12 protein-coding genes and 1 pseudogene are annotated in these 16,418 nt (G+C 28.0%); 10 read left to right on the forward strand and 3 right to left on the reverse strand.

Annotation, left to right across the window (positions count from 1 at the left end):
• The first annotated feature begins 14 nt into the window (after positions 1–14).
• From ACYUDJ_RS04810 to ACYUDJ_RS04820, 3 genes are all read left to right on the forward strand, one after another.
• Positions 15–149, forward strand: coding sequence for a cyclic lactone autoinducer peptide (locus ACYUDJ_RS04810; protein ID WP_043031092.1), 135 nt, complete (start codon positions 15–17; stop codon positions 147–149).
• 75 nt (positions 150–224) lie between these two features.
• Positions 225–2,078, forward strand: coding sequence for a PAS domain-containing sensor histidine kinase (locus tag ACYUDJ_RS04815; RefSeq protein ID WP_043031095.1), 1,854 nt, complete (start codon positions 225–227; stop codon positions 2,076–2,078).
• Positions 2,079–2,309: 231 nt separating this feature from the next.
• Positions 2,310–3,176, forward strand: coding sequence for a tRNA 2-thiocytidine(32) synthetase TtcA (locus tag ACYUDJ_RS04820; RefSeq protein ID WP_003487520.1), 867 nt, complete (start codon positions 2,310–2,312; stop codon positions 3,174–3,176).
• A 125-nt stretch (positions 3,177–3,301) separates the two neighbouring features.
• On the opposite strand, the gene ACYUDJ_RS04825 is transcribed toward ACYUDJ_RS04820, so the two are convergent.
• Positions 3,302–3,847, reverse strand: a complete 546-nt coding sequence (locus tag ACYUDJ_RS04825; RefSeq protein ID WP_003487519.1) for a helix-turn-helix domain-containing protein — start codon at positions 3,845–3,847, stop codon at positions 3,302–3,304.
• A gap of 356 nt (positions 3,848–4,203) precedes the next feature.
• On the opposite strand from ACYUDJ_RS04825, the pseudogene ACYUDJ_RS04830 reads away from it, so the two are divergent.
• The 5 genes and pseudogenes from ACYUDJ_RS04830 to ACYUDJ_RS04850 all read left to right on the forward strand — a co-directional run bounded on the left by ACYUDJ_RS04830 (position 4,204) and on the right by ACYUDJ_RS04850 (position 11,278).
• Positions 4,204–5,609: pseudogene (locus tag ACYUDJ_RS04830) on the forward strand (APC family permease).
• Positions 5,610–5,724: 115 nt separating this feature from the next.
• Positions 5,725–6,807 (forward strand): M24 family metallopeptidase, encoded by a 1,083-nt coding sequence (locus ACYUDJ_RS04835; RefSeq protein WP_003487514.1) that lies wholly within the window; start codon positions 5,725–5,727, stop codon positions 6,805–6,807.
• Positions 6,808–7,433: 626 nt separating this feature from the next.
• The gene (gene adhE, locus ACYUDJ_RS04840; protein ID WP_043031098.1) at positions 7,434–10,022 is read left to right on the forward strand and encodes a bifunctional acetaldehyde-CoA/alcohol dehydrogenase; all 2,589 of its coding nucleotides are present in this window, start codon (positions 7,434–7,436) and stop codon (positions 10,020–10,022) included.
• A gap of 316 nt (positions 10,023–10,338) precedes the next feature.
• Positions 10,339–10,626 (forward strand): DUF2325 domain-containing protein, encoded by a 288-nt coding sequence (locus ACYUDJ_RS04845; protein WP_003487510.1) that lies wholly within the window; start codon positions 10,339–10,341, stop codon positions 10,624–10,626.
• A gap of 58 nt (positions 10,627–10,684) precedes the next feature.
• On the forward strand, positions 10,685–11,278 hold the full coding sequence (locus ACYUDJ_RS04850; RefSeq protein WP_003487504.1) for a DUF3793 family protein: 594 nt from the start codon (positions 10,685–10,687) through the stop codon (positions 11,276–11,278).
• A 199-nt stretch (positions 11,279–11,477) separates the two neighbouring features.
• On the opposite strand, the gene ACYUDJ_RS04855 is transcribed toward ACYUDJ_RS04850, so the two are convergent.
• Together ACYUDJ_RS04855 and ACYUDJ_RS04860 are read right to left on the reverse strand one after the other, a co-directional pair.
• Positions 11,478–11,957, reverse strand: coding sequence for a DUF3189 family protein (locus tag ACYUDJ_RS04855; protein WP_162266812.1), 480 nt, complete (start codon positions 11,955–11,957; stop codon positions 11,478–11,480).
• A gap of 351 nt (positions 11,958–12,308) precedes the next feature.
• Positions 12,309–13,319, reverse strand: a complete 1,011-nt coding sequence (locus ACYUDJ_RS04860) for a PLL family lectin (RefSeq protein ID WP_043031100.1) — start codon at positions 13,317–13,319, stop codon at positions 12,309–12,311.
• A gap of 123 nt (positions 13,320–13,442) precedes the next feature.
• Here ACYUDJ_RS04860 and ACYUDJ_RS04865 point away from each other — a divergent pair, with 123 nt between their 5' ends.
• Positions 13,443–13,970 carry a phosphatase PAP2 family protein gene (locus ACYUDJ_RS04865; protein WP_043031102.1) on the forward strand — a complete coding sequence of 176 codons (528 nt, stop codon included), beginning with the start codon at positions 13,443–13,445 and terminating at the stop codon, positions 13,968–13,970.
• A gap of 349 nt (positions 13,971–14,319) precedes the next feature.
• Entirely contained in the window at positions 14,320–16,416 is a 2,097-nt protein-coding gene (locus ACYUDJ_RS04870; RefSeq protein WP_187116468.1) for an efflux RND transporter permease subunit, read from the forward strand.
• Positions 16,417–16,418: the final 2 nt, after the last annotated feature.

Raw genomic sequence — 16,418 nt, forward strand, 5'->3', positions numbered from 1 at the left:
TAGGGGGAATTATAATGAAAAAACAATTAAAAGAAAAATGTATAAAGGTTACTGCAAAATTTCTTAAATCTGTAGCTTATTCTACAGCAGATTCAGCTTGTGTAGCGGGTATATATCAGCCAAAAGAACCAAAGTCATTAAGAAAATAAAAATTTTAAATAGTGTATAGGGAAAGGAAACTTACCTATACGCTATATATTAATGTGACTGCGAGTGTGAGGTATATGAGCGAAATTAATCAAATTAAAGAAAAAAATATATATAATATAACTTGTATAGTAAAGTTAATATCTTTACTTTTTTCTTCTATAATACTATATAATTATCTTTCTGAAAACAATTGTGCTAATAAAAACAGTTATTACAATACTGCTTTTGCGATATTATTATCTTTAATAATGACTGTAATATATTTAATTTGGTCTTTTTTTGCCATAAAAACTAGAATGTTTAAGAATATATTACTTGTTCAAAGAATAGAAAACATGTTTTTCATTTTAATTTTTACAGTATTGATTATAATGTCAGGAAAGTATAATAGTCAATACAAGTATTTATTTTTATTTATTATAATTACAACTACTATCCAAAGAGGATTAAAGTCTGGTATGATTATTTCAATAATATCATCTCTTATAATTTTAACTATAGATTTATCTATGGCTAATTATAATTGCATAAATACTTATTTTGAAAATGATTTAATTCTTTCAGGAGTGTTCATTTTAACAGCCATATCTCTAGGGTATTATGTTAAATTAGGTAATGAGAGCATAAAACAAAAGAATATTCAACTAGAAAACTTAAACAAGAAATTAAATGAAAAAGATAGTCAAAGAAAGTATATAGAGGAACTTCTTTTTAAAAACGATACTTGCTATAATTTACTTATAGAAAATGCAAGGGATGCTATTATAATCCACAGAAAAGATAAGATTGTTTTTGCCAATGAAAGTGCATCAGAATTATTAATTTGTAATAATAATGATAAACTTCAAGATATAAATATAAATAATTTTATATTAAAAGAAGAGCAAAAGAAAATAAGGAATAAATTAGAGTTAGTATATAGAAATAAAAGTGATATAATATGTGTTGAACAAGTTATACAAAATAATAAAAAAGAAAATATAAATGTTGAAAGTATAAGTACTTATATTATATATAATAATAAGCCTGCTATATTATCTATACTAAGAGATATTACTTCACAAAAACAGGTAGAAAAACTTCAAAAGGATGTAGAAAAAAATATAGAATTATTAAATGAAAGCAGAGAATACAATAAATTAATAACTGATTTTTTAGCTAATATATCCCATGAATTAAAGACGCCTTTAAATGTAATATTTACAGCAGTGCAAATATTAGATTTATATAAAAAAGATGCAAACTCTTATGATAAAAAGGAACAGTATATAAAAGTTATAAAGCAAAACTGCTATAGACTTATGAGGTTAATTAATAATCTATTGGATACAACTAAACTAGATTCAGGATATTTAAAACTTAATCTAGTGAATTGTAATATAGTAAATTTAGTAGAAGAGATTACTTTATCCGTTGTATATTATGCAGAAAGTAAAAATATAAATATCATATTTGATACAGATGTTGAAGAAAAAATTATGGCTGTAGATCCAGATAAAATAGAAAGAATAATATTAAACTTATTATCTAATGCTATAAAATTTACAGGTAGTGGCGGAAATATATATGTAAATATAAAAGATTGTAAAGATAGCATTACCATATCCGTAAAAGATACAGGGATAGGTATACCACAAGATAAAATAGAAAATATATTTGAAAGATTTGTTCAAGTAGATAAAACTTTAAGAAGAAATAAGGAAGGCAGTGGTATAGGCCTATATTTAGTTAAGTCCTTTGTAAATATGCATGAAGGTAATATAGATATCCAAAGTGTAATAGGTAAAGGTAGTGAATTCATAATAAATATACCAGTTAAATTGGTAAAAGAAGATTCAGAAAAGGAAAATAATGTACTGTATTCACCAAGTAAAGAATATGTAGATATGGAATTTTCAGATATTTATTCAGAGTTTTCATCTAAGTAGAATAGTTTTATATATAATTTTATTTGGATACATAATAAATCCTTTTAAAATGATTAAATTTTTATTAAGATAGATTTAATGTACACGTTAGTGTTTTTAATATAAATAATAACCTTAAATAAGCTGTATTTATTAAAAAATATAATATAGCTTATTTTTGATTTATTAAAAATCTTTTAACACAAAATAATATAAAAGTGTTATAATATTTTGCATAAGTGAGGTGAAAATATGAGTGGTATAGCTGGTAAAGGTTGTGAGGTTTTAGTACCTTTTAATGAGAGAATACCTCTTAAAGATATAGAAAAAAGTATTATTAAAAAATATAGAAAACCTATATGGAATAAATTTATTAAAGCTATTAAAGAATATAACCTTGTAGAAGATGGTGATAAAATAGCTGTGGCAGTTTCTGGGGGAAAAGATAGTATTTTAATGGCAAAATTATTTCAAGAGTTAAAAAAACATGGCCAAATAAATTTTGAAATAGAGTTTATTTCAATGAATCCAGGTTATCATGAAGATATAAGGAAATTATTAATAGATAACTGTAATTATTTAAATATACCTATTAATTTGTTTGATTCTGATATTTTTAAAGTTATAGATGATATAGCTAAGGACTATCCTTGTTATATGTGTGCTAGAATGAGGAGAGGAGCTCTTTATTCTAAAGCTCAAGAATTAGGATGCAACAAATTAGCTTTAGGTCATCATTTTAATGATGTTATAGAAACTATTTTATTAAATGTACTTTATGCGGGAAATTTTAAGACCATGTTACCTAAATTTAAATCTACAAATTTTGAAGGATTAGAATTAATAAGACCATTGTATTATGTAGAAGAAGAATATATACAAAAGTTCATACAAAATAGTGGGATTTGGCCTCTAAACTGTGCTTGTATGGTGGCAGCAGGTAAAATAGGTAATAAAAGGCATGAAATAAAAGACTTAATTAAAGAATTAAAGAAAAACTTTAAGGACGTAGATAAATCTATATTTATGTCATCTAAAAATGTTAATATGGAAGCTATATTAGGATGGCAAAAGAATAAAGAAAAATATTCTTACTTAGATTTTTATGATGAAGATTAATATAGTTAAAGAACAGATAAATAATTAAAAAAAGATTTCCAAATATTTAAAAGTGTAAATTTACTTTAATATTTGGAAATCTTTTATCTATAAATAGCACATGAATATCAATTATATAAATATTTTTAAAAAATTGCAGGGCATACTACTGTTAATATTTTAGAGTCCGTTTTAAGAGGATTAGAAAGTATATGCGGTATAGTAGAAGGGAAATGAATGGAATCACCTTCGTTTACAAAATATTCTTCCCCATCTAGATTAGCTATAATAGCTCCTTCTAATACATATATAAACTCTTCTCCTGGATGGCTAAATTTATGACCATGCTGTTTTTCAGCAGGTATTACAACTAATATAGACTCCATATTTCTTTCCGTAAAATTACCACTTAATCTTATGAACTTAGAAGCAGAGCCTTCAAGTTCAAAAACTTCTCTTTCTTGTTTTTTTACTAAATATTTATGAAGTTCTGGACTCTTGAAAAAATAGGTTATAGGTACATTCAATGCATCTGCAATTTTTTTTAAAGAAGTAATTGCAAGAGAAGAGGAATTATTTTCTACTTGTGATAAAAAACTTATGGACAAACCTGTCTTTTCACCAAGATCTTTTAAGGTTAAATTTTTTTCTTTTCTTAGATTTCTAATTTTTTCAGCAATTTCATTGATCATTTTGACCTCCAATATATATATTAGCAAAATCCAGAAAAATCTTACTTTTCTTTCAATAATAATAGCATAATAACCTTGGTAATTCAAGATTATTATCCTATTATTAGAAAAGTATATAATAAATATTAAAAAAATATATGACATAATAGAGTGTTTTACCAATAATTCAAAATTCTTAATATAAACAAAAAAACAACAAATTTATTACAGTAAACAATAAAAAATTACTGTAATATCGAAAAAATATATATACATAAATAAAAAATTATGGTATTATCAAAATATACTGAAAATATTTTAAAATTTTAATTTAAATATTTAACGAAACTAAAGAATTGACGTATGGAGGGATAAACATGAAAAAGAAAATAGGTCTATGGGACTTAGTTTTCATGAATGTATCAGCGCTTTTTGGAATTAGGTGGATAGCAAAATCTACAGCATCTAGTTTTGGGTTAGGTCTTGGTGCTATACCGGCCTGGGTATTATTCGCATTTATATTTTTCTTACCAAGTGCGCTTATTTGTGCAGAACTTGCAGCTACTTATCCAAGAGATGGAGGGCTTTATGAATGGGTAAAAGAAGCCTATGGAGAAAAATGGGGATTTATGGTTTCTTGGTTAAATTGGACAGCTAAGTTATTTTGGTATTCTTCATTTTTAACATTTTTAATAGTAAACGTTTCTTACGTATTAGGAAAACCAGAACTTGCAGGAAATAAAATGTTTGTACTTATATGTTCATTAGTTATATTTTGGATACTTTCATTAATTAGTACTAAAGGTATGGCCTTTGCTAAGATATTTACTAATGTAGGAGCATTAGGCTCAACTGTGCCAGCAGTTCTTTTAATAGTAATGGCTCTTATATCTGTATTAGTGTTTGGACATAAACCAGCATCAACTTATACAGTAGCTACGTTAACACCAAAATTAAACATGGATACTTTAGCAGCAATTTCATCAGTTATGTTTGGCCTTGCGGGAGCAGAAACTGCCGCAAACTTTGTCACAGAAATAGATGATGCTAAAAAAAATTTCCCAAAGGCAATTTTAATATCAGCAGCTATAGTTGGAGGTCTTTATGTATTAGGTTCAATTGCTATAACTATGATTATTCCAACAGATAAGATAACTGCATCTGAAGGTATATTAGCAGCCTTAGGGACTGTTGCAGCTAATTTAGGAATAGGACCATGGTTTATAAGAATAATAGCTTTTGGTATTTCTTTATCAGTGCTTGGAGCTATAATACTTTATATAGCATCACCAATAAAAATGTTATTTGGTAGTGTTAAAAAAGGAATATTTACAGAGAAGTTTACAAAGGTTAATGAACACAATATACCTGTACAAGCAGTTATATTACAAGCGGTTATAGTAAGTATAATATTATTAACTACTACATTGTTACCATCCGTTGATGCAATATATAATGTGCTTGTTACAATGACAGCATTAACATCATTATTCCCATATGTTTTATTATTCCGTTCGTATATAAAGTTAAGACAAGACAGACCAAACGAAGTAAGACCATATGAAATGTCTAAAAATAATGGAAAAGCTATATCTATAGCTAATATGGTACTTATAATATCAGTAGTAGGAATAGTTTTATCAGCAGCACCAGTTATGCCAACTTTAAAAGAAAATATTATATATGAATTAGAAATGATAGGCGGAGCAGTTTTAGTTATAGGTATAGGTTTATGGAAATGGAATAATTTTGTTAAAAAACAGGATTTAGAGAAGAAAAATAGAAATATGAATTAAGAGGCTATCTAAAAGGTAGTCTTTTTCACAAATAAATATTGATTTTGTTTCTCTTTTATATAGAGAATAAAAAAATAAATATAAATTTAGGAGTGGATTTTTATGAACCAAGAAAGACTTAATAAAGTTTTAGAGGGAATGAAAGAAAGAGAAATTCCTCAAATGTTGATTTCAGATGCACCAGCTATATTTTATTTAACAGGAAAATGGATTCATACAGGAGAAAGGCTAATAGCTCTTTACCTTAATGAAAATGGGAACCATAAATTATTTATAAATGAATTATTCCCAGTAACTGAAGACTTAGGAGTAGAAAAAGTTTGGTTTAATGATAACCAAGATGGAGTAGAAATAATTTCTAAATATGTTGAAAAAGATAAAGTAATGGGTGTAGATAAAAATTGGCCAGCACGTTTTTTATTAAGACTTATGGAATTAGAAGGCGGAAGCAAATTTGTTAATGGTTCAATAATAATAGATAGAGCAAGAATGTTCAAAGATGAAAAAGAAAAAGAATTAATGAGAGCTTCATCAAAAGCAAATGACGCTGCTATGGAAAAATTATATAGCTTATTTAAAGAAAATCAAGATTTATCAGAAAAAGAAGTTGGTGAAAGACTTGCAAAAATTTATAGTGACTTAGGTGCAGAAAGATTCTCATTTGATCCAATAGTAGGATATGGAGCAAATGCAGCAGATCCACATCATGAAAATGATGGTTCTAAACTTAAAGAAGGAGATTGCATAGTTTTAGATATAGGTTGTGTAAAAGATTCTTATTGTTCAGATATGACTAGAGTTTTCTTCTATAAAAGTGTTCCAGAACATTCAAAAGAAGTTTATGATACAGTAGTAGCTGCTAATATGGCAGGTATAGCTGCTGTTAAACCAGGAGTAAGATTCTGTGATATAGATAAAGCTTCTAGAGACGTTATAGAAAAAGCTGGATATGGAAAATACTTTACTCATAGAACAGGACACTCAATTGGTATAGAAGATCATGACTTAGGAGACGTTTCAGCAGTTAACACTGAAGAAATAAAACCAGGAATGATATTCTCAATAGAACCAGGTATATACTTACCAGGTGAAGTTGGTGTTAGAATAGAAGACTTAGTTTTAGTAACAGAAGACGGCTGTGAAGTTTTAAATAAATATAGTAAAGAGTTAACTATAATAGAATAAATTTTTTATATAAGTATCCTATAAACAGAGTTCTTGGCTTTAGAGGGAGTTTTTACTCCCACTAAAGCTTATTAACAGAATTCTTAGGAGTTTTACTCATTAGAAGTCGTTATCCTTTAGGGGAAATCGTTATCCAGGGACGTAGCCGCTCTTTACTTCCGCTTTGAAGAAGATGGGAGTGTTAGAGCGGGTAGTCATCGGATAAACAGTACCCTTTAGTAATAAAAATAACTATGTAAAAAGTATATTATAAAATATATTTTTTCATAGTTATTTTTTTATCCATAAATATTATTTTAAATATAATAAATTCAATTTTAACATTAATGTGCAAAATTCTCCCATATTCTATAAGTGGTAGTAATTTATAAACAAATTATCTATATCAAATTAATAATTTTATAAATGTACTATGTAATAAAAATAAAATCAAAAAAAGAAAAGGTTAACAAAATAAAATATGATAAAAGTTTAACAAATACTATTGACTTTGATTTAATAAAGTATTATTATGAAATTGTTAAATAAATAACAATTAAGAAACTCTAAGTATTACTAATTATTAATACTTTTATATTTTAGATAACTTTGTGAAAAAATAAACTATCATTAAAAGAGGTGTTATTATGAAAATTACAACTACTGAGGAACTAATAAGAAAAATTGAAAAAATTAAAGAGGCACAAAAAGTTTATTCCACATATTCTCAAGATGAGGTGGATAAAATTTTTAAAGCAGCAGCCATAGCCGCTAACAAAGAAAGAATTAAACTTGCAAAAATGGCGGTAGAAGAAACAGGTATGGGTATTGTAGAGGATAAAGTTATAAAAAATCATTTTGCATCTGAATATATTTACAATAAATACAAAGATGAAAAAACCTGTGGTGTAATAGAAAGAGATGAAGCCTTTGGATTAACAAAAATTGCGGAACCAATAGGTGTTATTGCGGCCATAGTTCCAACAACTAATCCAACTTCAACAGCTATTTTTAAAGCTTTAATAGCTCTAAAAACTAGAAATGGTATAATTTTCTCACCTCATCCAAGAGCTAAAAAGTCTACAATAATGGCAGCTAAGATTGTTTTAGATGCAGCGATAAAAGCAGGGGCACCAAAAGAAATAATAGGTTGGATAGAAGAACCTACACTAGAATTATCTAATGCGGTAATGAGTAATACAAATCTAGTACTTGCAACAGGTGGTCCAGGTATGGTTAAAGCAGCTTATTCTTCAGGAAAACCAGCTATAGGAGTAGGACCTGGAAATGTACCAGCGATAATACACGAAACAGCAGATATTAAAATGGCTGTAAGCTCAGTAATACTTTCTAAAACCTTTGATAATGGTATGATTTGTGCCTCAGAGCAATCAGTAATTGTAATGAATAGCATATATGAAGAAGTAAAAAAAGAATTTATAATTAGAGGAGCTTATATTTTAAATAAAGAAGAAACAGAAAAGGTTAAAAAAATAATTTTAGTTAATGGAAATGTAAATGCTAAAATTGTTGGTCAAACACCACAAAAGATAGGTGAAATGGCAGGAATACAAGTTCCAGCTTGGGCTAAGATTTTAGTTGGAGAAGTTCAATCTGTAGAACTAGAAGAACCTTTCTCCCATGAAAAATTATCACCAATTTTAGCAATGTATAAAGTTAAAACCTATGAAGAAGCTCTAACTAAGGCAGAAAGATTAGTAGAACTAGGAGGATTTGGACATACATCTTCATTATATATAAACACAATAAAATGCAAAGAAGAAGTAGAAAAATTCTCAAATAATATGAAGACAGGAAGAACAATTATAAATATGCCATCAGCTCAAGGTGGTATAGGTGATATATATAACTTTAAGTTAGCACCATCTCTAACTCTTGGTTGCGGATCCTGGGGTGGAAACTCAGTATCAGAGAATGTAGGACCAAAACACTTATTAAATATCAAAAATGTAGCTGAGAGGAGAGAGAATATGCTTTGGTTTAGAGTGCCAGAAAAAGTTTACTTTAAATATGGATGTCTTCCAATAGCTTTAAAAGAATTAAAAAGAATGAATAAGAAAAAAGCATTCATAGTTACAGATAAAGTATTATACGAATTAGGGGTTGCTAAAAAAGTAACAGATGTATTGGACGAAATAGGAATAAATTATAAAGTGTTCTTTGATGTAGCACCAGACCCAACTTTAGAAACAGCAAAAAAGGGTGCAAAGGAAATGGTAGATTTTAACCCTGATACAATAATAGCTATAGGCGGAGGCTCTGCTATGGATGCAGCTAAAATAATGTGGGTAATGTATGAACATCCAGAAGTAGAATTTGAAGATTTAGCTATGAGATTTATGGATATAAGAAAAAGGGTATATGAGTTCCCACATATGGGAGATAAAGCAATGATGATATCAGTAGCTACTTCAGCAGGTACTGGTTCAGAAGTAACTCCTTTTGCGGTTATAACTGATGAAAAAACAGGGGTAAAATATCCACTAGCAGATTATGAATTAACTCCAGATATGGCTATAGTAGATGCAGATTTAATGCTTAATATGCCAAAGGGATTAACAGCGGCATCAGGAATTGATGCATTAACTCATGCAGTAGAAGCTTATGTATCAGTTATGGCGTCAGAGTACACAGATGGATTATGTTTAGAAGCTATAGAAACTATTTTTGAATATCTACCAAAAGCTTATAAAGAAGGAGCTAAAGATATAGAAGCAAGAGAAAAAATGGCCCATGCATCAACTATTGCAGGTATGGCCTTTGCAAATGCATTTTTAGGAGTATGTCACTCTATGGCTCATAAATTAGGTTCTATGCATCATGTACCACATGGTATAGCTAATGCTTTATTAATAAATGAAACAATTAAATTTAATTCTGAGGATATGCCAAGAAAGCAAACTGCTTTCCCACAATATAAATATCCAAATGCTAAGGCTAAATATGCAAAGATAGCAGATTATTTATCATTAGGTGGAAAAACTGAGGATGAAAAAGTAGAGTTATTAATAAAAGCCATAGATAAACTAAAGGCAGAAGTAAATATTCCAACTTCTATAGAAGGGGCGGGAGTATCAAAGGATAAATTCTTCAAAACTTTAGATGAAATGTCCGAACAAGCCTTTGATGATCAATGTACAGGAGCTAATCCAAGATATCCATTAATAAGTGAAATAAAAGAAATGTATACTAATGTTTTTAGTAACAAGAAATAAGTTTGTTTAAAATATATAGTATGGAATATTATTATAATTACACAAAGCTAAAATTTTAGTTTTTACCCATAAACCAAACATCGATACAAAAAAAAGTAATGCTGTGTCAAAATAGAGTTAATTTTATTTTGACACAGTATTACTTTTTTTTAATGAACATAATTTATTTTATTTTGTATTAATAAATATCAAATTATTTCTCAAATACTATTGATTTTATGTCTCATTTGTTATATAATCTAAATGAAATTGATTCTCAGTTTCGGGGTGAAAGATATAATATAAATTAAAAATAGATAGTTTAGGGGTGTTATTCATGAGTGTTTTCGTTGTGGGAGGAGATAAGATTCAAACCATAAAAGAAAACTTAAAAGAAATGGGATTTAATAAAATAAGTCATGTTACAGGTAGAAGGACTAGACATAGAAAAATACAGGTACCTACCAATACAGATTTAGTTTTAGTATTAACAGATTATGTTGGGCATACTGTGGTAGAATCTATAAAAGAACAAAGTAAATCTCAAAACACTAGGATAGTTTATTCTAGAAGAGCTTGGACTAGCATTGAGAAAACATTAAAGGATACCATAGGGGAAAATTAATGTTAAGGGTGTTATTAAATTAACGTGAAAGGAAGTAATACACTAAAAGGAGTTAAATATGAGTAGAAATTTAGTGACAAAGTATATGAATGTTATAAATGCCATGGAAAATAAAAAATATTTATATTCCTTGCTTTTGTATTTAATTGCTCCAACCTTAGATGGAGTAAAACCATCCACTATTGTTACTTTAAGCACAAGCGGTAAAAATTTAGATTTATTATGGAGTAAATATAAAAAAGAATTTTTAGAAATTTACAAAATTAATTATATAGAATTGAAAAAAACAGATAAATGCACAACTATTTTGTTTTATCATAAAGAAGCCTTAAATAAGGTACTATACAATAAATACAACTTAGAATTTTTAAAAGAGATAGGATATAGAGATTTTTCTAATGAAGAGTCATTTTTATTAAAATTAAAAAGTAGGTTTAAAGATACTTGTCCTCATGAAATAGGTATTTTTTTAGGTATACCTTTAGAGGAAGTAAAATCTTTTATACAAGATCCTAAGAGAGAATGTATATATTGTGGTTATTGGAAAGTTTATAACGATATACAAAAGGCTAAAAAACAATTTACCACTTATGATATAAGCAGGACTAATATGATTTTAGAAGTATTAGAAAAAGAACAAGTTTACGATTAATATTAAAATATATTTTTAGCTATAAATATGATAGATGAAGAAAAGTAAAAGATATAGAAATAGATTTACATAAGATATCTGATAAATTAGGTATATCAAGTAGGTAGATTATTTGGATTAAGTTAAAACATAAAAGAGAAAGTAAAAATTAATTTCATATAAAAAGCATTATTAAAATACAAATTGGTGTCTCAAAGTTTTACATTGGGACACCAATTTGTATTTTCTTTTTTACTTTTTCAACTAAATTAACGATTTCCTTATAGGATTTTAATGTACCATAAGTTACAATAGGTCTTCCTATAGGCACGATACCTAATTTTCTAGATGTAAAACCACCAATTTTCATCCATGTATTTACAAAAGGTTGAGAACTAACCAATATTAAATCATCGTCAAATCCTTTGATTTGTGTATACATGTCTCTAAGAGCTGGTATTACTATATTAGGTTTATATTGTACACTTATAGTATATACTTTATGACCAAATTCATCTACTCCTATAAATTTAAGATGACCTACATCTTTTTTTGTAATCTTATCAAAGGTGGGTAGTTTTAGTAAATCCTCTTTGGTAGGAGTCGTATTTGATGGTAAATTTTTAACATGTATATTAGCTGCTACACAGCTAGAGTGAGAACCTCCCACATCATGATATATAACCATAATAATGTTCACCTACTTTTATAATAATAAGAATTTTATTGCTATGATATATGTTATTTTTACCTCTTTAACATAATATATGTATTAAATAATAATAAACAGTAGAAAAAATATAATTAATTTTGATATAGCAAGATAATAAATAAGCTTTATAAACATATGAATAAGCTTTAGTAGTTCTAAACTTAACCTAATTAAAAATTCACCTAATTTCTCATAGGGGATAAGAAATTAGGTGTGAACTTAAGAAAGATGAATCAAATGGGTAAAAAATTTTTAATTCAGTCAATTTTAGAACTTTTTAATAAAAATAAATTAGTTTATGGGGTGTATTTTTGGTGTAGATATTAAATCAAATATAATTTAAGAGTATATTCTCTCTATAACATTTTCTCTAGGACCTTTTGCAAATATATTTATGGTAGATGAATCTTTAGAAACAGAAACTGGCTCAGATGTTAAATTACCATTGAGATCACTCCAATCACTCCAACGAGATCCATCCCAGTATTTATATATAAGTCTATTATTTCTTCCACGAGCAAAAACATCAATCCTATTTTGTCCTCTAGAGGAAGCACAAGGGGCAGAAGTTAAGAATCCACCTAAGTCTTCCCACTGACTCCAGCTAGTTCCGTTCCACCATTTATGAATTAGGGTGTTGTTCCTACTACGGGCGAATACGTCAATTCTATTAGGTCCCCAAGAAACTGCACCTGGACCTGAAGTAAGATTTCCCCCTAGAGCTTGCCACTGACTCCAACTAGAGCCATCCCACCATTTATGGTGTAGTTGGTTATCGGTACCTCTAACAAAGCAATCTAATCTGTTAGAAGCCCAGGAACAAATAGTAGGAGCTGATGTAAGATTTCCACCGAGATTTTCAAAGCCACTCCAACTAGAGCCATTCCACCATTTATGATACATAGCATTATCAGTACCACGACATACTACATCAATTCTGTTAAAACCCCAAGATACAGCTTTAGGAGAAGAGGTTAAAATTCCTCCAAGATTTTCCCAATAATTCCATCTACCATTATCGAACCAATTATGAATTAATTCTCCATTTCTTCCTCTAGCAAATAAGTCTATTCTATTAGCAGCCCAAGAAGAAGCCCCTAAACCAGAAGTAATATTACCACCTAGATTATTCCAAGGGCCCCAAGCTCTAAGAAGACCTTCATACTCAGTTCCTTCTATATTTCTATTTTTCATGTTTTCTTCTGAATTTTCAAAGTTACAATATTCTCCTCTAAAGTTTTCACAGTTGTTCTCAGAATTATTATAAGAACTTAAAAAATATGGACATACAAAATTTTCATTTGCATCATAAGTATTAGAATAATTTGGATTACCAAAGAATGGGTACATAAAGAACTCCTTTTAAAATTGCTCAATTTATAATATTCTATAATAAAAAATATGTTACAATAGTATTTTAAAATATAATTATGATAAGTTGGATTGAAATAAAAAATTAACGGAGGATAAGAGATGAATTTTATACAAAATGTGGACATATACTTATTAGACTTTATTCATAGGAATATAGCAAATGATTTTTTAGATAAAATAATGATATTTATAACATCTATAGGGAATTTGGGATTAATTTGGATAGCAATATCTTTATTATTGTTAATAAGCAAGAAATATAGAAAAGTAGGAATGCTATGTATAGCTTCATTAGTACTAAGTTCATTAATAGGTGAGGTGGTACTTAAAAATTTAGTACAAAGGGGACGACCTTTTACGGCCATAGAAGGAATAAATCTATTGGTTAAAGCACCTAAAAGTTTTTCTTTCCCATCAGGACATACAGTATCATCCTTTGCCGTAGCTATAGTTATAGGAAAAAAAATAAAAAAATTTAAATTACCCATATATATATTAGCTTTTTCTATAGCTTTTTCAAGATTATATTTATATGTTCATTATCCATCAGATGTATTAGTAGGAGCTTTAATCGGCATAATCAGTGCTAATATAATACTTTATATTTATAATAAACGAAATTCTTAATTTCAGTTGAAGTATTAAATATAGTGATTAGATAAAAAGTCTTAAAATTATATATTCAAATATAAAAAATGAGATGTCTCAAATAGATTTAATTTTGAGACATCTTTTTTATATATATTTTTATATTTTAAATTGTAAAAGTAAATAAATAGGCTATATTCTGTTAAAAAAAACTTAAAAAATTTTTAATATAAATAACAAAAAATAGTATTGACTTTAAGTCATTTTAGTATATAATTGGTATTGTGATAAATGACTTAAAGTCATTATGCTCTGATAATTATAAATGAAATGAGAGCAAAGTATACAGAAATCATAAATTTTAAATTTATATAGGGAGATGATTCCAGTGAAAAAATTTGGGAAATTTATTACAGAAAAGAGGGTGCTAGTTCTTATAGTAGCAATAGCTTTGTTAATACCATCTTTTTATGGAATGGCAAAGACAAAGATAAACTATGATATACTATCTTATCTTCCAGAGCAATTAGATACGGTAAAGGGGCAAAAGGTATTAGATAAAACTTTTTCTAGTGCTGCTACTTCTATGGTGGTAATTGATAATATGGAAGCCAAAGACATAGTGAAGATTAAAGATAAAATAGCTAAAGTTGATGGTGTAGAAAAAGTACTTTGGGTAGATGATTTAATGGACACATCTATACCAAAAGAAATATTGCCAGATAAAATAAAAGATTCTTTCTATAATAAGGATTCTACACTAATGATCATAAAGTTTAAGGAATCACCGGCATCAGAAACAACACAAGAAGCTATAGCAAACGTAAGAACACATTTAAATAAGCAATGCTTTTTGAGCGGAATGTCAGCAATAATAAAAGATACTAAAGATTTATCAGACAAAGAAACACCTTTTTATGTATTGACAGCAGTAGCTTTATCAGTAGTAGTTTTAATGCTTACTATGGAATCCACATTGGTACCATTTATATTCCTTATATCCATAGGTTTTGCAGTAGCTTACAATATGGGAACTAATGTGTTATTAGGAGAAATATCCTATATAACTAAAGCCTTAGCAGCAGTGCTCCAATTAGGGGTTACCATGGATTACTCAATATTTTTACTTCATAGGTATGAAGAAGAAAAAGAAAAATTTGAAAATAGAAATGAAGCTATGGCAGAGGCAGTGAGCAATACTATTACAGCTATAGGGGGTAGTTCTCTTACAACCATAGCAGGGTTCTTAGCATTATGTGCAATGAACTTAACTTTAGGAAAAGACATAGGACTTGTAATGGCAAAGGGAGTAGTTTTAGGGGTTATATCTACAGTAACAATACTTCCAGCTTTTATATTATACTTTGATAAAGCCATTCATAAATATACTCATAAAACTATATTGCCAGAGTTTAATAAGACTGCAGGATTAGTAACTAAAAAATACAAATTGTTTATAATTATATTTTTAATAGCATTCCTGCCTGCAGTGTATGGAGAAAAAAATGCTAAGGTTTATTATAATTTAGATGAAACTTTACCTAAAGATATGCAATCTATTGTAGCCTTAAATAAACTAAAAGATAATTATAATATGACAACAACTCATTTTATAATAGTAAGAGATAAAGTAAAACCTTATGAAATAAAAGAAATGGTAGAAAAAATAGAAAAGGTAGATGGTATAGGTAAAGTACTATCCTATGATAAAATAATAGGTTCAGCTGTACCAGAAAGTTTCTTACCACAGGAAGTAAAAGATACCTTTAAGAAAGGTGGTTACAATTTAATAATAGCGAATTCAGAATATAAAGCAGCTAGAGATGAAGAAAACGCACAAATAACAGAGATAAATAAAATAGTAAAAAATTATGATAAAGAAGCAATGATAGCAGGGGAAGGACCTTTAACAAAAGACTTAATAGAAATTGCAGATAAAGATTTTAAAAATGTAAGTTATGTTTCTATATTAGCTATATTTGCAATAATATTCTTTGTGTTTAAATCAGTATCAATTCCAGTGATATTAGTATCAGCTATTCAATTAGCTATATTTATAAATATGGGTATACCATTTTACACAGGAACGGAGATACCATTTGTAGCTTCTATAGTAATAGGTACTATACAGTTGGGGGCTACTGTAGACTATGCTATATTAATGACAAATAGGTTTAAAGAAGAATTGGGATATGGTCATGATAAATTTGAGGCTATGAAAATATCTATACAAGGTTCAGCAAAATCTATAATAACAAGCTCTTTAACATTCTTTAGTGCAACTGCAGGGGTTGCTATTGTTTCTAAAATGGAGTTAATTGATAGCTTATGTATATTAATGGCTCGTGGAGCTATCATAAGTATGTTTGTAACAGTATTTATATTACCATCGATATTGATAGTAGCAGAGCCTATAATAGCTAAGACAACAAAGGGATGGAGAAAAAGTAATACAGCAAAAGAAGCAAATAAAATGTCAGCTTAGAA

It is taken from the genome of Clostridium sp. CTA-6 (assembly GCF_054768115.1).